The sequence below is a fragment of the Rhodanobacter soli genome (assembly GCF_040548735.1).
In the GTDB taxonomy this organism is placed as follows: domain Bacteria; phylum Pseudomonadota; class Gammaproteobacteria; order Xanthomonadales; family Rhodanobacteraceae; genus Rhodanobacter; species Rhodanobacter soli_A.
In genome coordinates this window covers 628,366-644,868 of record NZ_JBEPSD010000001.1, presented here as the reverse complement: position 1 = coordinate 644,868, position 16,503 = coordinate 628,366, and the positions used below count along the sequence as shown (strand labels likewise).

Genomic DNA, 16,503 nt, shown 5'->3' with positions numbered 1-16,503 from the left:
ACGTGTAGTGCTGTGCTTCGGATAAGCGGCTTTGTATCGACCCGCGAGGAGCCAGACGTCGTGCCCGTGGCGCCGATCCGCATGTAAGCGTGCTTGCCGGGGCCTGGGTTAGTGCACCGCGATGATCTTTTGGGACAAAGTTTTGCCGCGGATGTCCCAGGCGCGCAGGCGATAGCGTCCGGGGCGAAGATAGAGCCTGCTTGCGGCGTCGCCCTGCATGAACGCGTAACGGTCGGCAGCGATGGCTTCGTCGGGCTCGTTGACGTAATGCGCGTCGACGACGCAAGGGAAGCGTGTCTTGCACAGTGTTGTCCTGATCGCGTACGGGATGCGCTCGTTGCGCAGAGTCAACCAGTCGGGGCGCTGCTTGTTGAGGCGATTCGCCAGCATGAGATGGTCGCGGTCGGTGTCGCGCACGGTCGTCAAGGGCTGGATGTAGCCACTCTCGACGCCGCCTGTGTCGGCGGGGGGCAGCAATACGTTGAGGTCATACCGGTCGGGATGGGCGCTCCACGGCCTGCCTGTGCTGCGGTTGACCAGTACGGTGGGGCCGTTCGGCGGGAAATCCTTGATCAGTTGCTGATAGGCATCCGGCTTGCCGGGAAGCTGCTCGCGGAACTGGGTCTGGTCGATCGACAGCGGCTCGATATCGGTCAGCTGCTGCAGGTGCATGGCCATTGGCGCCGTATTGCCCAGGCGCCCCTTTGCCTTGTCGATATGCGCGTAACCGGCATGCACGAAGAGCCGGGCGTGGGGATCCCTTGCGAATACCTTCCGGTACAGGTTGTTCGCTTGTCCGGCTTCGCGATCCGTGCCCGTGTCCGCGTCGTAGGGCACCAGGGTGAATCCCAACTTGATCGCCGTCCGCACGATGTCGCCGTAGGTGGGTTCGTGCAGGTACTCGGTGCCGCTGTCCCTGACCGGATAACCGCGCTGCATCAGCTGGTCATCTTTGTCCGATAGCGCTTCCACGGCGAAGTAGTCGAATCCGAGTGCACGCAGCCGGGGCAGCAGGGTTAGCGTCAGCAGCCGGGTGTGGGCATCGTGATGCGCCTCGTTGATCAACACGATGCGGCGGTCGGCGGCGAGTTGCGTGATGACCTCGGCGGCATCGGCGGGCTTCCACTCGGCCGGCGTCGGCAAGGTGGCGTCCACCGCGATATAGCTCTTCAGCGGGAAGTCGTGGACAGCCTCGTTGTAAAGCCCCAGTTCGTTCTCGACCGAAGCGAACATCTGCATCGCCAGCTGCTGGTCGGAAACAGGAAGCCTCGGTATCTCCCTGATCAGGTATGCGTAGCGAGCCAGGTCGTTGGGCTGTTGCTTCAGCTCGTGGAACATGCTGACCGCGTCCGGGCTGTAATCCTGCGCGGATAGGGGCGCAGTCAGCGGCATGGCAAGGCCGATCGCGATGAAAGCCACTCGGGGAGCCCAGTTCGGCATGGTCGAGTCTCGGGATGGGTTATGGCCAGCGTGCCCCTGAACCTGCCACCAGGCAAGTATCAATCGAACCTGCCCGCCGCAACGGCCCGATGAAGGCTTCGCGCAGCGATGTGTTGGCGGGAGTTTCCGGAACACACACAAAACCGGTGCGCACGGACCGGCGGAAGGATCGACCCGAACCGGCTTCATATATGCCGGTGCCCTGGGATCAGCGCTCCCTGATCGTGATGACCTGCTGAGACAAGGTCCTGCCGCGGATGTCCCAGGCGCGCAGCCGGTAGCGACCGGGTCGGAGATACAGCTTGCTCACGGTGTCGCCCTGCATGAAGGCATAACGGTCGGCGGCGATGGCGTCCTCGTCTTCGTCGACGTAGTGCGCATCGACGACGCAGGGCGTGGTGACCCGGCACAGCGTCGTGCTGATCGTGTACGGGAAGCGTTCGTCATTCAGCGTCAGCCATTCCGGGCGCTGCGTGTTGACGAAATGCGCCAACATGGACTGTTTCCTGACCATATCGTGCACGATCGTCGATGGCTGGGTATAGCCGCTTTCGACGGCTCCTTGGCCTGCGGCGGGTGGCAGTAGCACGTTGACGTCGTATCGATCCGGATGCGCACTCCACGGTTTGCCGGTGCTGCGATCGACCAGGACGAAGGGGCCTTCGGAAGGAAAATTCTTGACCAGTTCCGAGTATGCGTCCGATTCGCTCGGGACCTGCTCGCGGAACTGGGTCTGGTCGATCGACAGCGGCGCGATGCCGGTCAGTTGCTGCAGCTGCATGGCCATCGGCACGGTGTTGCCCAAGCGCCCCTTCGCCTTGTCGATATGCGCATAGCCGGCGTGGACGAACAGCCGGGCGTCAGGGTCCTTGGCGAACACCTTCCGGTACAGGTTTCTGGCCTGCCCGGTTTCACGTTCCTGCGTGGTGCCGCTGTCCACGTCATAGGACACGACCTTGAAGCCCAGCTTGATCGCTGTGCGCACGATTTCGCCATACGAGGGTTCGTGGAGGTATTCGCTGCCGCTGGTCCCGATCGGGTAGCCGCGGTTCATCAACCTGGCGTCCTTGTTGAGCAGCGCCTCCGCCGCGAAATAGTCGAATCCGAGCGCGCGCAGGCGTGGCAGCAGGGCAAGAGTGAGTTGCCGGGTGTGGGCGTCGTGGTGCGCCTCGTTGATCAGCACGATGCGGCGGTCGGCTGCCTGCTGCATGATGACGTCGGTGGCGTCGGCGGCTTTCCATTGCGCCGCCGTGGGAATGGCGGTATCCGCCGCAACGTGGCTCTTGAGCGGGAAGTCGCGAAGCGCCTCGTTGTAAAGGCCCAGTTCGTTCTCGACCGAAGCGAACATCTGCATGGCGAGCGGCCGGTCGGCGACGGGAAGTGCCTGCACCGTCTTGACCAGGTAGACGTAGCGGGCCAGGTCGTTGGGCTGCTGCCTCAGCCCATGGAACATCTCGATGGCGGCAGGGCTGAAATCCTGAGCCAGCGCCGAGGGGAGAAGTGATGCGGCCATGCAAAGCGCAATGGAAACCATTCGAAACGGCACGCTGCCCAGCATGTTCAACCCCCGTGGATGACCCATGGCTAGCGTGCCTCTGTATGCTCCGGCAGGCAAGCCTCCGTCCGGCCCCGGCGGAAACGGGACTGTGGTGGCGGACTGGGTAGAATGCGTCGATGACCACATTCACCTTGCAGCGCGGCCGCGTGCCGCTGTTGATCAGCCTGCCGCACGACGGCAGCTTCATTCCCGACGATATCGCCGCACGGATGCGTCCGGCGGCGCGCCGTGCGCCGGATACCGACTGGCATGTCGGCCGGTTGTACGAGCCGCTGGCCCAGGCGTTGGGGGCCAGCGTGCTGAAGCCGATGGCCTCGCGCTACGTGATCGACCTGAACCGCCCCGTCGATGGTCATGCGCTGTATCCGGGGCAGCGCGAGACCGGCCTGGTGCCGGCGATCGGCTTCGATGGGGAGCCGCTGTACCGGGATGGCAGCGAGCCGGATGACGCTGAAATTCAACGGCGCATAAACGATTACTGGCGGCCTTACCATCAGGCCATCGCGCAGGAACTTGCACGGCTGTGTGCGGAGCACGGTCGGGCGGTGCTGTGGGAAGGGCATTCGATCCGCAGCCGGGTCCCCATGCTGTTCGAGGGGCGGCTGCCGGATTTCAATCTCGGCACGGCGGCCGGCACGAGTAGCAGCCCGGAGTTGCAGGCGCGCTTGCAGGCTTGCCTGGAGTCGCAGGAGCGCTTCAGCTTCGCCATCAACGGCCGCTTCAAGGGTGGTTACATCACGCGTCATTACGGCACGCCCGCGACTGGCGTGCAGGCCGTGCAGCTGGAGCTGGCACAGCTCAACTACATGGACGAGGAGAGCTTCGCGTACGACGAGGCGAAGGCGCCGGCGGTGCAGGATTTGATCGGCCGGATGCTGCAGGCCTGCCTGGTCTGAGCGTAAATAATTACGGGCGTAATCGGATACGGGGAAAGTCAAGATCCTGTGTGCATATTGCGCACGAAACCGCGTGTTGCATTCAGCCTTCGTATCCCATCGGCGTCGCATCGTCAGTCCGTCGCGCCACCCGAGTCGCCGGGTTCCGGCCGGGTTCGCGATACCTTAATCGTCCGAGGCTCGACATCATGATGCGTAAACTTCTGATCGCTTCCCTGCTTGTGGCTGGCGTTGCGCTTTCCGGTTCCGTGCTGGCCCAGGCCGCTGCCCCGCAGGCGGCTGCTCCGGCGACGCAGGAAACTCCTGCGGCGGCTCCCGCTGCCGCGGCTGACGCGGCGCCGAAGACCGCCATGCACCACAAGTCGCACCACCACAAGTCCCATCACAAGAGCCACAAGGCCGCGGCTCCTGCCGCCAACCCGGCTCCGGCGACAACGTCGGCGGGTTGATCGTGTTGTCGTGAATCGAAAACCCCGCCGGTGCAGACCGGCGGGGTTTTTCATGTGCGCGACTTGCCCGCGCGCCGGTCGAGGGAAATCAGCGCGGCTGCGCCGGCAGGGCGGCGATGCACTTCAGTTCGATCGCGATCGGCGTCGGCAGCGCGTCGATGCCCACGGTGGTGCGGCAGGCGTCGATGCCGGCGAAATGTTCCGCATATAGCCGGTTGTAGGTGGCGAAATCGCGCTGCATGTCGGTGAGGAACACGGTGACGTCGACCAGGTCGGCCCATGCGGCCCCACTGGCTTCGAGCACGGCGCGCACGTTGGCGAACACCTGCCGGCACTGCGCCTCGATGTCGTAGCCGACCAGCCGGCCGTCCGCGTCGTGGACGTTGCCGGGGATCGCGTTGCTGCCGGGTTGGCGCGGGCCCACGCCGGACAGGAACAGCAGGTTGCCGACGCGCCGAGCATGCGGGTAGGCGCCGACCGGCGCGGGGGCGGCGTCGGTGCGGATCGCCTCGCTCATCCGCGCGGCTCCGGCGTGCGCATCAGCTGCTGCATCGCATGGTGGTACGCCGGCAGCAGCGATTCGCGCGAGTGGACGTGCATGTCCAGGTCGTTCACGTGGCCGTTGTCCAGGCTGTAGCACCACGCGTGCACCGACAGCGGCTGGCCGCGCTCCCACGCGTCCATCACCATCGTGGTGTGGCAGATGTTCGAGACCTGCTCGATCGCGTTGAGCTCGCACAGGCGGTTGTTGCGCAGTTGCATCAGGTCCAGCGCGGCAAGCATCGCGGAATGCTTTTCGGCCACCTCGCCCACGTGTCGCAGCCAGTTGTCGACCAGGCCGAGCCGGCGCTCGTCCAGCACCGCCTGGACGCCGCCGCAGCCGTAGTGCCCGACGATGATGATGTGCTCCACCTTGAGGATGTCTACCGCGAACTGCACCGTGCTGAGGCAGTTGAGGTCGGTGTGCGACACCACGTTGGCGACGTTGCGCTGCACGAAGATCTCGCCCGGCGGCAGGTCGACGATCTGGGTCGCCGGTACGCGCGAATCGGAGCAGCCGATCCACAGGTATTTCGGCGCCTGCTGTTTGGCCAGGCGCTCGAAGAAATGCGGGTCCTCCGCGCACACGGCGGCCGACCAGCGGCGGTTGCTGTCGATCAATTCCTGTAGTGGGTTGTTCAATATCCTGGTTCCCGTCAGTAGCGAATGCAGATGTTTTTCGGCTCGGTGAAGAAATGCAGCGCCTCGTTGCCGCCCTCGCGGCCGAGCCCGGATTGCTTGGCGCCGCCGAACGGCGTGCGCAGGTCGCGCAGCAGCCAGCAGTTGATCCACACGATGCCGAATTCGAGCTGGCCGGCGAGCCGGTGCGCGCGGGACAGGTCCTGTGTCCACAGCGAAGCGGCCAGACCGTAGCGGCTGTCATTGGCGATCGCCAGCGCTTCGTTCTCGTCCGCGAAGGGAATCAGGCTGACCACCGGGCCGAAGATTTCCTGCTGGTTGGTCTGCGCCGCGGACGGCAGGCCCTCGATCACGGTCGGCGCGATGAACCAGCCGCCGGCGCAGCGGCCGGGCAAGGTGATGGCCTCGCCGCCGCACGACACGCGGCCGCCTTCGGCGCGGGCCTGTTCGATGCAGCCGAGCACCTTGTCGTAGTGCGCCTGCGAGACCATCGCACCGAGGTCGCTGTCCGCGTCGCCCGGGTCGCCCACGCGCAGCGCCTGAACGCGCGCCAGGTAGCGCTCGCGGAAGGCTTCGAGGACCGAGCGCTGCACCAGCAGGCGCGAGCCGCACAGGCAGATCTCGCCCTGGTTGGCGAAGCCCGAGCGCACGATGGTGTCCAGGTTCGCGTCGGAAAGATCGGCGTCGGCGAACACGATCGCCGGATTCTTGCCGCCCATTTCCAGCGACACCTTCTTGAACTGCGCGGCCGCCGCGCTGGCGATGCGCGCGCCGGTGGCGGTGCTGCCGGTGAAGGAGATCGCCTTCACCGCCGGATGTTCCACGATCGCCTGGCCCACGCTGGGGCCGCGGCCTTGCACGATGTTCAGCACGCCGGGCGGAAAGCCGGCCTCGATGCTCAGCTCGCCGAGCAGGGCGGCCGTGCACGGCGTCACTTCCGACGGCTTGGCCACCACCGTGTTGCCGGCGGCCAGCGCCGGCGCGATCTTCCAGGTGAACAGGTACAGCGGCAGGTTCCACGGGCTGATGCAGCCGACCACGCCGAGCGGCTCGCGCAAGGTGTAGTTGATCGCGCCGGTGCCCATGACGCCGGCTTCCATCGCATGCGATTCGCTGCCCCAGCCGGTGATCGCGGCGGCGAAGTAACGCAGGTTGCTGACCGCGCGCGGGATGTCGAGCCGGCGCGCGAGGCTCAGCGGCTTGCCGCTGTCGCGCGATTCCAGCGCAGCGAACTCCTCCAGCCGCGCCTCGACCAGGTCGGCCAGCCGCTGCAGCAGGTGTGCACGCTGTTCGATCGGCGTGCCGGCCCAGCCGGGTGCGGCACGACTGGCGGCGGCGACCGCGGCGGCAACGTCCACCGCACTGGAATCGGGGCAATGAGCGAACACCGCACCGGTGGCCGGCTCGTGCACTTCCAGCCATGCATCGTGGTGGGGCGCCTGCAGGCGACCATCGATCAGATTGGCTAGGCGCGGGATAGGCATCGGGACAAGCTTAAAACCAGCGTGCCGCAATTGCACCGGACGCCGGCGTATGCGTGGGGCGGAAACTGGGAGGGTGACGCGAGTCGAAGGGCAGGTCCGGGCTCAACTCAACGCACGCGTGCGGCCGCCATCCACCGCGATGCTGACGCCGTTGACGTAGGCAGCGGCGGGGGTGCACAGGAACGCGATCACGGCGGCCACTTCGCTGGCTTCGCCGAAGCGGCGGGCGGGTACCGTTGTCAGCATGGCCTGGGCGATCACGTCTTCGTCGCGGCCGCTGGCGGCCGCTTGCGCGGCGAGCAGGCTGTCGAGGCGGCTGGTGCGGGTGTAGCCGGGCAGCACGTTGTTGACCGTGATGCCGTCGGCGGCGAGTTCAGTGGATAAGGTCTTGGCCCAGCCGGCGACGGCGGCGCGCACGGTATTGGACACGCCCAGCCCGGCGATCGGTTCCTTCACCGAGGTGGAGATCACGTTGACGATGCGGCCGTAGCCACTGGCGCGCATGCCGGGCAGCAGCGCCTGCAGCAGGATCTGGCCGGCCAGCAGGTGCTGGCGGAATGCCGTCTCGAAGGCCTCGGGTTCCGCGCTGTGCGCCGGACCGCCGGGCGGTCCGCCGGTGTTGTTGATCAGGATATGCACCGCGGCGCCGGCGGCGATTTCGGTAGCCGTCGCCCGCAGGCTGGCGGTATCCAGCATGTCCACGCTGCGCCAGTCATGCCGTTGCCCGGCATGCGTCCGCGGCAGGCTTTCGGCGACCAGCTTGAGCTTGTCGGCCGAGCGCGCCAGCAGGGTGACGCTGGCACCGAGTTCGGCCAGTTCGATCGCACTGGCCTGGCCGATGCCTTGCGAGGCGCCGCAGACCAGCGCATGACGTCCACCCAGATCCAGTTGCATGCTTGTTCCCTCAGTGCAGCCACAGCCGCATCGCCAGCGCGGCGAGCCAGCATAACCAGCCCAGCCACTGGCTGTAACGCCAGACCAGACGCCAGCGGTCGATCGCCGCATCGCCCAGCGCGGGCAGGGCCGGGGAGCGCAGCACCTGCTGCATGCTGGCCCAGATGCGGAAGCCGGAAAGCCTGCCTTGCGCGGCGGTGGCGATGACCTGCCAGTGCTGCGGATAACGCCTGCGCAATAGTGCGGCAACCCGGAACGGCGCCACGTACGACAGCACGAACAGGCCGACACCGCTCGCCAGCAGCGCGAGATAGAGGACGATCATGGCGGGCTGTGGCCGGTCTTGCTGTCGTTGCTCCAGGGCAACGGCAACGCGGTGCGCAAGGTGTTGAGCACGCCGTCGCCCTTCGTCGCCTTCTTGCAGATCGCGTTGGCCAGGGCCTTCTCGTAGGTCTTGTTCATCATGCCGACCCACAGCGCGCCATCCGGGCCGTGCGGGATGCTGAAGCTGCCAGCGGAGTTCATCTGCAGCGACGCGGCGGTGGAACTGGAGAACGAGGCCGGCGACTGTTCCCAGTAGGTCTTGCCCGACTGCTGTTCGGCCGAGCTGTAGACCAGCAGGTAGCGCGCCTGCTTGCTGTCGACTTCCAGGCTGCCGAAGGCGCCGCTCGTTTCGTCACTCCAGCCCATGTGCTCGCACAGCCCGATGTCCTCGGAGCGGATCGGCTGGAAACCCTCGTCCAGCAGCACCACGGTGGGCGCGAACAGATAGCTGGCGTGCAGCCAGCGACCGTTCAATTCCGACTTCAGGGCGACCTTGTACGGCAGTTTCACGTCGACCGGCAAGCGGAAGGCGAGGAAGTAACTCTGTGTGCCGTTGAGGTTGGCGACCATGCTGCCGCTGCCCAGCACGAACTTCTGCGGCTGCCACGGCAGCATGCTGCGATAGGAGAAGTCGGCGAAGCTGCTGCAGCACGGTGTGGCCTGCATCAGTTGCAACTGGGCCAGCTTCAGCGCGTCGCCGGTATTCTCCGACGGCGGGCGCAGGTTCGGCGGCAGCAAGGCCTTGGCGTTATGGCAGCCGCCCAGCAGGGCGGCGAAGGCCAGTACGGCGGCGATGGCAGGGAGTCGAAGCGACATGGCGGTTGGGTTGCTCAGAATTCGGCCGTTCCGGCGGCACGGGGATAGGGGATGGCGTCGCGGATGTTGGACAGGCCGCAGATATAGACCAGCAGGCGCTCGAAGCCGAGCCCGAAGCCGGCATGCGGTACCGTGCCATAACGGCGCAGGTCGCGATACCAGCCATAAGCAGCGGGGTCGAGGCCGAACTGGACCATGCGGCGATCGAGGTAGTCCAGCCGCTCCTCGCGCTGGCTGCCACCGATGATCTCGCCGATGCCCGGCGCCAGCACGTCCATCGCCGCGACCGTCTTCTCGTCATCGTTCAGACGCATGTAGAACGCCTTGATTGCCTCGGGGTAGTTCATGACGACCACGGGACGGCCAATATGTTTCTCGGCCAGGTAACGTTCGTGCTCGGTCTGCAGGTCGATGCCCCAGGCCACGGGATACTCGAACTTCTGCCCGGACTTCTTCAGGATCTCGATCGCGTCGGTGTAGTCGATGCGCTCGAACGGCTTGGCGATGAACGCCTCCATCCGGGTGATCGCGTCGCTCTGCACGCGCTCGGCGAAGAAGGCCATGTCGTCCGGGCGCTCGTCCAGCACGGCCTTGAAGATCGCTTTCAGGAACGCCTCGGCGCAGTCCGCGTCGGCAGCCAGGTCGGCGAACGCGATCTCCGGCTCGACCATCCAGAACTCGGCCAGATGGCGCGGCGTATTGGAGTTCTCGGCACGGAAGGTGGGACCGAAGGTGTAGACCTTGCTCATCGCCAGCGCGTACGCCTCGACGTTGAGCTGGCCGGACACGGTGAGGAACGCCTCGCGGCCGAAGAAATCCTTGCGGAAGTCGATCTTGCCCTTGTCGTCGCGCGGCAGGTTGGCCAGGTCCAGCGTGGACAGCCGGAACATGTCGCCGGCGCCCTCGGCATCCGAGGTGGTGATGATCGGCGTGTTGATCCAGAAGAAGCCCTGTTCGGTGAGGTGGCGGTGGATCGCCGTCATCATGGTGTGGCGCACCCGGGTCACCGCGCCGAACAGGTTGGTGCGCGGGCGCAGGTGGGCGACCTCGCGCAGAAATTCCATGGTGTGCTGCTTGGGCTGGATCGGGTAGGTCTCCGGATCCTCGACGAAGCCGGTGACGATGACCTTGTCCGCCTGCAGTTCGAAGGCCTGGCCCTTGCCCTGCGACGCCACCAGGGTGCCGCTGACGATCACGCCGGCGCCGGCGGTGAGGTGTTTCACCTCGCTGTCGTAGTTGGCCAGGGTGGCCGGCACCACAGCCTGGATCGGGTCGAAGCAGGAGCCATCGGTGACGTTGACGAAGGACAGGCCGGCCTTGGAGTCGCGGCGGGTGCGTACCCAGCCGCGCACGGTCACCGCGCTGCCGGCGTCGAGCTTGCCGGAAAGAGCCTGCTTCACGCTGCATAGCGTCGGACTGACCACGGCCATCGGTTGAAACTCCTGCAGAAGCGCCGCATGTCGGCGCGTGAATAGATGAACGGCGCATGCGTGGCGGCACGCAAGGCCAAACCGGCATGATAATGTAGCTGTTGCCTGCGCCGCGACTTTCCGGGCCACTTGATCGAGGTCGATCCACCGTCATGAGCATCACCATCACTCCCGCTGCCAACGAACGCATGCGCCACTTCCTGGCCGGCACGCCGACGGCGGCCGGCGTGCGCTTCGGGGTCAAGCGCACCGGTTGCTCCGGCTTCGCCTACGTGGTGGACCTGGCCGAGGTGGTCGGCAAAGACGACCAGTTGGTCGAGGTGGACGGGCTGCCGCTGATCGTCGACGGCAAGAGCCTGGCCATGGTCGAGGGCACCGTGATCGACTTCCAGCGGCAGGGGCTAAACGCCAGCTTCGTGTTCCACAACCCGAACGCCACCGGCGAATGCGGCTGCGGCGAGAGCTTCACGGTCAGTTGAGCCGGAAGGTGCGGGGCGGGCAGCGGGTGCCGGTTTCCAGCCCGGCATGGCTGCGCGTATCGGTTTTGACGCCTTCGCTACCCACCTCCCGCCCCTTTATCCTTCAATGACTTGCGCGTGGCCACCTGGCCCGCTTACAATCCCGCTCCTGTCCGCATCGAAAAGGTGCCGGCAGGACACTTGCCTCACCGCACCAACGGGAGGCTGCGAGGCCGCAAGGCCGCATCCACAAGGAGTCAACCCACAATGACCCTGCGTCATTACGAAGTTGTGTTCATGGTCCACCCTGACCAGAGCGAGCAGGTTCCGGCGATGCTCGAGCGCTACAAGGCGCTGATCGAGACCGACGGCGGCAAGATCCACCGCCTGGAAGACTGGGGCCGCCGCCAGCTGGCGTACCCGATCGTGAACCTGGCCAAGGCGCATTACGTTCTGCTCAACATCGAAGTGAGCCAGAACGCGCTGAACGAGCTGGAGTCGGGCTTCCGCTTCAACGACGCCGTGCTTCGCCATCTCGTGATCCGTCGCGACGAGGCCGATACCGAGCCGTCCTTCATCCTGAAGTCGAAGGAAAAGGATGACGCCAAGTCCACCCGTCGCCGCGACGACGAGGGTGACGGCGAAGGCCGCGGCCGTGACCGCGACGACCGCGACAACCATCGCGACAGCGACGACTGATCAGGAGCACAGACATGTCCAAGTTTTTCCGCCGCCGCAAGTTCTGCCGCTTCACTGCCGAAGACGTGAAGGAGATCGACTACAAGGATCTCAACACCCTGCGCCAGTACGTCACCGAGAACGGCAAGATCGTGCCGAGCCGCATCACCGGCACCAAGGCCCGCTACCAGCGTCAGCTGGCGACCGCGATCAAGCGCGCGCGCTTCCTCTCGCTGCTGCCGTACACCGACAACCACGACGTCTGATTTGGAGCCGGGAATCGGGATACGGAAATCGGCAATCGCAAAAGGCACTTGCCCCTGCGATTCCCGTTTCCGGTTCCGGACCCCCGACTCTCTGTCCTTCGGACAACCGCCTCTGGCTGCACCGGACCCACCGGTGCTAACGAACAGGAAAGCATCATGGAACTCATTCTTCTGCAGAAAGTCCGCAACCTCGGCACGCTCGGCGACAAGGTCACCGTGAAGCCCGGTTACGGCCGCAACTACCTGCTGCCGCAGGGCAAGGCCGTGCGCGTCAACGCTGCCAACCTGGCCGCGTTCGAACAGCGTCGTGCCGAGTACGAGGCCAAGGCCAACACGGCACTGGCCGACGCCGAAGCACGCAAGGCCAAGCTGGCCGACGTTTCGGTGACCATCTCCGCGCACGCCAGTGCGGAAGGCAAGCTGTTCGGTTCGGTCGGCCCGCGCGATATCGCCGAGGCGCTGGCTGCGATCGGTCATGCCGTGCACAAGGGTGAGGTGATCCTGGGCGAAGGCCCGCTTCGCAACACCGGCGAGTACGACGTGGTGGTGAGCCTGCACGCCGACGTGCAGACCACGGTCAAGGTGATCGTGGTCGGCGACAAGTAAGCTCGATCCACTGCTGCAGATTGCAGGACGACGGGCGCCCCAGGGCGCCCGTCGTCTTTCTGGGCGGGGATCGGGGTGGTCGACGGCGGAAGCCCGGAGCCAGCCCGTCCGAACGATTCGCGATGCGTTCGCCGTGTCGGTTTATCCCCAGCAACGCACAGCTTATCCACAGAGTTATGGTCTCGACGGGTGAGACGTCGCCGCGCATGATGGTGTCGGTATGACTACCCGCGGGATGTCGGCGCGCCGCGCGCCGGTCGTGGGGCAATTCTCCTGAGGTAAGTTGATGTCCTTCGTGCCCGAGCGCAAACCTTCCTCTCCTGCCATCGAGGCGTTGCGCGTACCGCCGCATTCGATCGATGCCGAACAGGCGGTGCTGGGCGGCCTGATGCTGGCGCCGGATGCGCTGGACAAGGTCGCCGACCGGCTCGCCGAGGACGACTTCTACCGCAAGGACCACCGGCTGATCTGGCGCGCGATCAACGAGCTGGCGAACAAGGGCATGCCGTGCGACGCAGTGACCCTGGGCGACTGGTTTGAGAGCAATGGCCTGGCCGAGATGGTCGGCGGCGCCGGTTACCTGATCGAGCTGGCCAACAGCACGCCCAGCGCGGCGAACATCGCCGCGTACGCCGAGATCGTGCGCGAGAAGTCGGTGCTGCGCCAGCTGATCGACGCCGGTACCTCGATCACCGAGGACGGCTACCGGCCCGAGGGCAAGAGCGTGCACGAGGTGCTGGAAAGCGCCGAGCAGCGCGTGTTCCACATCGCCGAATCCGGCGCGCGCGGCAAGAAGGACTCCGTCTCGATGCGCGAGGCGGTGAAGGACGCGTTCCGCCTGCTCACCGAGCGCTACGAAAACCGCGGTCAGCTCACCGGCGTCAGCACCGGCTTCACCGACCTGGATGCGCTCACCTCCGGCCTGCAACCGTCGGACCTGATCATCGTGGCGGCGCGCCCGTCGATGGGCAAGACCGCGTTTGCGCTGAACATCGCCGAAGCCGCCGCGCTGGGCGGCAAGAAGGCGGTGGTGGTGTTCTCGATGGAAATGTCCTCATCGCAGCTGGCGTTCCGCCTGATCTCCTCGGTCGGCCGCATCCATCAGCAGCACCTGCGCAACGGCACCCTCGAAGAAGAGGACTGGCCGCGCGTCTCCAACGCCATCGCGCTGCTCTCCGACGCCAGGATCTTCATCGACGACACGCCCAGCCTGTCGCCGGTGGAGCTGCGTTCGCGCGCGAGGCGGCTGCACCGCGAGCACGGCGGGCTGGGCCTGATCGTGATCGACTACCTGCAGCTGATGCAGGTGCCCGGCAACAAGGAGAATCGCGCCACCGAGATCTCGGAGATCTCGCGTTCGCTGAAGGGACTGGCCAAGGAACTGAACGTGCCGGTGATCGCCCTGTCGCAGTTGAACCGCTCGCTGGAGCAACGCGCCGACAAGCGCCCCATGATGTCCGACCTGCGCGAGTCGGGCGCGATCGAGCAGGACGCCGACGTGATCATGTTCATCTACCGCGACGAGTACTACAACAAGGAATCGCCCGACAAGGGCGTCGCCGAGATCATCATCGGCAAGCAGCGCAACGGTCCCACCGACACCTGCAAGCTGACCTTCCTCGGCCACTACACCCAGTTCGTGAACTACGCGTCGGATTCGTTCGTGGGGTCGTTCGACTGAGCCCGGAGGATCGGGAGTGGGCAGTCGTTCCCGAAGGTCATGCGGCGGCGAAAGCTGACAGCTTCCTGCGCCGATGCGTCTCGCCGTTTGCGATGACCGCGGGCTAAGCTCGCATCTTCCACGTATCCAGCCGGACAACCCCGCATGGCCAAAGCCAAGACCGCCTATGTCTGCACCGATTGCGGTGCCGAACATCCGAAGTGGCAGGGCTCGTGCGTCGAGTGCGGAGCATGGAACACGCTCAGCGAGATCGTGCTGGCGCCGGCCTCGGCGGCGAAGTCGTCGGTGGGCGCACAGCGTTCCAGCTACGCCGGTGGGGCCGCCGGCGCACCGCGCGTCACGCCGCTGACCGCGGTGGCGCTGACCAGCGAGGCGCGCACGCTCACCGGCATCGGCGAGCTGGACCGGGTGCTCGGCGGCGGCCTGGTGCAGGGTTCGGTGGTGCTGATCGGCGGCGACCCGGGCATCGGCAAATCGACCCTGCTGCTGCAGATGCTGGGCACGCTGGGCGCACACCTGCCCAGCGTGTATGTCACCGGCGAGGAGTCGCTGTCGCAGGTGGCCTCGCGGGCGCAGCGCCTCAGTCTGCCGCTGGAGCCGCTGCAGGCACTGGCTGAGACCTGCATCGAGCGGATCCTCGAACAGGCGATGGCGACGCGCCCGCGGGTGCTGGTGATCGACTCGATCCAGACCATCTGGACCGAACTGCTCACCGCCGCGCCCGGTTCGGTGTCGCAGGTGCGCGAGTCGGCGGCCAAGCTCACCCGTTTCGCCAAGGAGACCGGCACCTCGGTATTCCTGGTCGGCCATGTCACCAAGGAAGGCGGTATCGCCGGTCCGCGCGTGCTGGAGCACATGGTCGACGCGGTGCTGTATTTCGAGGGCGAATCCGGTTCGCGCTTCCGCGTGCTGCGCGCGTTCAAGAACCGCTTCGGCGCGGTCAATGAACTGGGCGTGTTCGCGATGTCGGACAAGGGCCTGCGCGAGGTGCCGAACCCGTCGGCGATCTTCCTGTCCTCGCACGCCGGGCCAACCTCGGGCAGCGCCGTGATGGTGACCCGCGAGGGCACCCGGCCGTTGCTGGTCGAGGTGCAGGCACTGGTGGACCAGTCCTCGCTGGGCAATCCGCGCCGGGTCACCCTGGGGTTGGAACAGAATCGCCTCGCGATGCTGCTGGCCGTGCTGCACCGGCACGGCGGCGTGGCGGCCTACGACCAGGACGTGTTCGTCAACGTGGTCGGCGGCATCCGCGTGCAGGAAACCGCGGCGGACCTGCCGGTGCTGCTGGCGGTGCTGTCGTCCCTGCGCGACCGGCCTTTGCCCGAGCACATGGTCACCTTCGGCGAGGTGGGCCTGTCCGGCGAGATCCGTCCGGTGCCGAATGGCGAGGAGCGCCTGAAGGAAGCCGCTCACCACGGTTTCCGCCGCGCGATCGTGCCGAAGGCGAACGCGCCGAAGAAGGGCAGGGTCGGCGACATGGAGGTGGTCGGGGTGGAGCGCTTGAGCGAGGCGATCGACGCCTGCCGCTGAGCGTGCGGTTACATGCCGCGGTGCAGGACCAGTTCCAGAACCGCCTTGCTGCCGAAGAACGCCAGCACCAGCGCGGCCATCCCGATCAGGGTCAGGTTGACCGCGCGCGCGCCGCGCCAGCCGTGCCGCCAGCGTCCGTACAGCAGCACGCCGAACATCAGCCAGGCCACGATCGACAGCACGGTCTTGTGTGCCAGGTGCTGGCCGAACAGGTTGTCGACGAACAGCACGCCGGTGAGCAGGGTCAGCGTGAGCAGCACGAAGCCGGCGCTGATCAGGCGGAACAGCAAGGTCTCGGTCAGCGTCAGCGGCGGCAGCGCACGCAGCCAGCGGCCGAACTGTCGATGGCGCAACGCACGCTCCTGGATCGCCAGCAGGATCGCCAGCGCGGCGGCGATCGACAGCACGCCGAATGCAATCAGGGCGACGGTGACGTGCAGCTTGATCTGCCAACCCATCGGTTGCGGCAGGGTCGCCGGCGCCAGGAAGCTGTCCACCGCGATGAGCGCGGCGGTCAGCGGAAACACGATCACGCCGAGTGCGGCGACCGGGCGCGAGGCGTTCACCAGCAGGGTCAGCGCCGAGACGACGAACGCGACCAGCGACAGCGCCGCGAAGAAGTGCAGGTCCAGCGCGCCGCGGTGCATGCCCAGCAGGATGCCGGCATGGACCAGCACGGCAGCGCCAGCCAGCCCCAGCGCCAGCCGGTTCAGCGGTTGACCTCCGCTCAGCAAGGGCCGCGCCAGGCCGGCGGCGGCGGCAAGGTAGAGCACGATGGCGATCAGGGCCAGAACGTGGATGGTCATAGCCGCGC

Annotated in this window: 18 protein-coding genes; 8 read left to right on the top strand and 10 right to left on the bottom strand. The window is 66.3% G+C overall.

Annotation, left to right across the window (positions count from 1 at the left end):
* Positions 1–108: 108 nt before the first annotated feature.
* Both ABIE04_RS03000 and ABIE04_RS02995 read right to left on the bottom strand, forming a co-directional pair.
* Positions 109–1,440 carry a hypothetical protein gene (locus ABIE04_RS03000; RefSeq protein ID WP_354547093.1) on the bottom strand — a complete coding sequence of 444 codons (1,332 nt, stop codon included), beginning with the start codon at positions 1,438–1,440 and terminating at the stop codon, positions 109–111.
* 208 nt (positions 1,441–1,648) lie between these two features.
* Positions 1,649–2,998 carry a hypothetical protein gene (locus ABIE04_RS02995; RefSeq protein ID WP_354547092.1) on the bottom strand — a complete coding sequence of 450 codons (1,350 nt, stop codon included), beginning with the start codon at positions 2,996–2,998 and terminating at the stop codon, positions 1,649–1,651.
* 116 nt (positions 2,999–3,114) lie between these two features.
* On the opposite strand from ABIE04_RS02995, the gene hutG reads away from it, so the two are divergent.
* Positions 3,115–3,894 carry an N-formylglutamate deformylase gene (gene hutG, locus ABIE04_RS02990; protein WP_354547091.1) on the top strand — a complete coding sequence of 260 codons (780 nt, stop codon included), beginning with the start codon at positions 3,115–3,117 and terminating at the stop codon, positions 3,892–3,894.
* 188 nt (positions 3,895–4,082) lie between these two features.
* Positions 4,083–4,343, top strand: coding sequence for a hypothetical protein (locus tag ABIE04_RS02985; protein ID WP_354547090.1), 261 nt, complete (start codon positions 4,083–4,085; stop codon positions 4,341–4,343).
* 88 nt (positions 4,344–4,431) lie between these two features.
* Here the strand turns inward: ABIE04_RS02985 and ABIE04_RS02980 are convergent, their stop codons facing one another.
* The 7 genes from ABIE04_RS02980 to asnS form a co-directional block, all read right to left on the bottom strand.
* Entirely contained in the window at positions 4,432–4,860 is a 429-nt protein-coding gene (locus tag ABIE04_RS02980) for a RidA family protein (protein ID WP_354547089.1), read from the bottom strand.
* A complete protein-coding gene (gene can / locus ABIE04_RS02975) occupies positions 4,857–5,525 on the bottom strand; it encodes a carbonate dehydratase (RefSeq protein ID WP_354547088.1) in 669 nt (222 codons plus the stop codon). Before can ends, ABIE04_RS02980 begins: the two co-directional genes overlap by 4 nt.
* A 14-nt stretch (positions 5,526–5,539) precedes the next feature.
* Positions 5,540–7,006, bottom strand: a complete 1,467-nt coding sequence (locus ABIE04_RS02970) for an aldehyde dehydrogenase (protein ID WP_354547087.1) — start codon at positions 7,004–7,006, stop codon at positions 5,540–5,542.
* Between the two features lie 102 nt (positions 7,007–7,108).
* Complete coding sequence (locus ABIE04_RS02965; RefSeq protein WP_354547086.1) at positions 7,109–7,900, bottom strand: SDR family oxidoreductase; 792 nt, start codon at positions 7,898–7,900, stop codon at positions 7,109–7,111.
* Positions 7,901–7,910: 10 nt separating this feature from the next.
* The gene (locus tag ABIE04_RS02960) at positions 7,911–8,225 is read right to left on the bottom strand and encodes a hypothetical protein (RefSeq protein ID WP_354547085.1); all 315 of its coding nucleotides are present in this window, start codon (positions 8,223–8,225) and stop codon (positions 7,911–7,913) included.
* Positions 8,222–9,040, bottom strand: coding sequence for a MalM family protein (locus tag ABIE04_RS02955; protein WP_354547084.1), 819 nt, complete (start codon positions 9,038–9,040; stop codon positions 8,222–8,224). Before ABIE04_RS02955 ends, ABIE04_RS02960 begins: the two co-directional genes overlap by 4 nt.
* Positions 9,041–9,054: 14 nt before the next feature.
* Positions 9,055–10,470, bottom strand: a complete 1,416-nt coding sequence (gene asnS / locus ABIE04_RS02950) for an asparagine--tRNA ligase (protein ID WP_354547083.1) — start codon at positions 10,468–10,470, stop codon at positions 9,055–9,057.
* A 152-nt stretch (positions 10,471–10,622) separates the two neighbouring features.
* On the opposite strand from asnS, the gene ABIE04_RS02945 reads away from it, so the two are divergent.
* The 6 genes from ABIE04_RS02945 to radA all read left to right on the top strand — a co-directional run bounded on the left by ABIE04_RS02945 (position 10,623) and on the right by radA (position 15,689).
* Positions 10,623–10,949, top strand: a complete 327-nt coding sequence (locus tag ABIE04_RS02945; protein WP_056386495.1) for a HesB/IscA family protein — start codon at positions 10,623–10,625, stop codon at positions 10,947–10,949.
* 246 nt (positions 10,950–11,195) lie between these two features.
* A complete protein-coding gene (gene rpsF / locus ABIE04_RS02940; protein WP_056386493.1) occupies positions 11,196–11,627 on the top strand; it encodes a 30S ribosomal protein S6 in 432 nt (143 codons plus the stop codon).
* Positions 11,628–11,641: 14 nt separating this feature from the next.
* On the top strand, positions 11,642–11,872 hold the full coding sequence (rpsR, locus tag ABIE04_RS02935) for a 30S ribosomal protein S18 (RefSeq protein WP_007081973.1): 231 nt from the start codon (positions 11,642–11,644) through the stop codon (positions 11,870–11,872).
* A 156-nt stretch (positions 11,873–12,028) separates the two neighbouring features.
* Positions 12,029–12,478, top strand: a complete 450-nt coding sequence (rplI, locus tag ABIE04_RS02930) for a 50S ribosomal protein L9 (protein ID WP_354547082.1) — start codon at positions 12,029–12,031, stop codon at positions 12,476–12,478.
* Between the two features lie 286 nt (positions 12,479–12,764).
* A complete protein-coding gene (locus ABIE04_RS02925; RefSeq protein WP_354547081.1) occupies positions 12,765–14,159 on the top strand; it encodes a replicative DNA helicase in 1,395 nt (464 codons plus the stop codon).
* Between the two features lie 144 nt (positions 14,160–14,303).
* Complete coding sequence (gene radA, locus ABIE04_RS02920; protein WP_354547080.1) at positions 14,304–15,689, top strand: DNA repair protein RadA; 1,386 nt, start codon at positions 14,304–14,306, stop codon at positions 15,687–15,689.
* An 8-nt stretch (positions 15,690–15,697) separates the two neighbouring features.
* On the opposite strand, the gene ABIE04_RS02915 is transcribed toward radA, so the two are convergent.
* Positions 15,698–16,495 carry a cytochrome C assembly family protein gene (locus tag ABIE04_RS02915; RefSeq protein ID WP_354547079.1) on the bottom strand — a complete coding sequence of 266 codons (798 nt, stop codon included), beginning with the start codon at positions 16,493–16,495 and terminating at the stop codon, positions 15,698–15,700.
* Positions 16,496–16,503 lie beyond the last annotated feature (8 nt).

What these genes read in the sequence shown, in the direction of transcription:
- ABIE04_RS03000 (WP_354547093.1), bottom strand. Translation starts at nt 1,440, where the DNA reads ATGCCGAACTGGGCTCCCCGAGTGGCTTTCATCGCGATCGGCCTTGCC.
- ABIE04_RS02995 (WP_354547092.1), bottom strand. Translation starts at nt 2,998, where the DNA reads ATGCTGGGCAGCGTGCCGTTTCGAATGGTTTCCATTGCGCTTTGCATG.
- hutG (WP_354547091.1), top strand. Translation starts at nt 3,115, where the DNA reads ATGACCACATTCACCTTGCAGCGCGGCCGCGTGCCGCTGTTGATCAGC.
- ABIE04_RS02985 (WP_354547090.1), top strand. Translation starts at nt 4,083, where the DNA reads ATGATGCGTAAACTTCTGATCGCTTCCCTGCTTGTGGCTGGCGTTGCG.
- ABIE04_RS02980 (WP_354547089.1), bottom strand. Translation starts at nt 4,860, where the DNA reads ATGAGCGAGGCGATCCGCACCGACGCCGCCCCCGCGCCGGTCGGCGCC.
- ABIE04_RS02970 (WP_354547087.1), bottom strand. Translation starts at nt 7,006, where the DNA reads ATGCCTATCCCGCGCCTAGCCAATCTGATCGATGGTCGCCTGCAGGCG.
- ABIE04_RS02965 (WP_354547086.1), bottom strand. Translation starts at nt 7,900, where the DNA reads ATGCAACTGGATCTGGGTGGACGTCATGCGCTGGTCTGCGGCGCCTCG.
- ABIE04_RS02960 (WP_354547085.1), bottom strand. Translation starts at nt 8,225, where the DNA reads ATGATCGTCCTCTATCTCGCGCTGCTGGCGAGCGGTGTCGGCCTGTTC.
- ABIE04_RS02955 (WP_354547084.1), bottom strand. Translation starts at nt 9,040, where the DNA reads ATGTCGCTTCGACTCCCTGCCATCGCCGCCGTACTGGCCTTCGCCGCC.
- asnS (WP_354547083.1), bottom strand. Translation starts at nt 10,470, where the DNA reads ATGGCCGTGGTCAGTCCGACGCTATGCAGCGTGAAGCAGGCTCTTTCC.
- ABIE04_RS02945 (WP_056386495.1), top strand. Translation starts at nt 10,623, where the DNA reads ATGAGCATCACCATCACTCCCGCTGCCAACGAACGCATGCGCCACTTC.
- rpsF (WP_056386493.1), top strand. Translation starts at nt 11,196, where the DNA reads ATGACCCTGCGTCATTACGAAGTTGTGTTCATGGTCCACCCTGACCAG.
- rpsR (WP_007081973.1), top strand. Translation starts at nt 11,642, where the DNA reads ATGTCCAAGTTTTTCCGCCGCCGCAAGTTCTGCCGCTTCACTGCCGAA.
- rplI (WP_354547082.1), top strand. Translation starts at nt 12,029, where the DNA reads ATGGAACTCATTCTTCTGCAGAAAGTCCGCAACCTCGGCACGCTCGGC.
- ABIE04_RS02925 (WP_354547081.1), top strand. Translation starts at nt 12,765, where the DNA reads ATGTCCTTCGTGCCCGAGCGCAAACCTTCCTCTCCTGCCATCGAGGCG.
- radA (WP_354547080.1), top strand. Translation starts at nt 14,304, where the DNA reads ATGGCCAAAGCCAAGACCGCCTATGTCTGCACCGATTGCGGTGCCGAA.
- ABIE04_RS02915 (WP_354547079.1), bottom strand. Translation starts at nt 16,495, where the DNA reads ATGACCATCCACGTTCTGGCCCTGATCGCCATCGTGCTCTACCTTGCC.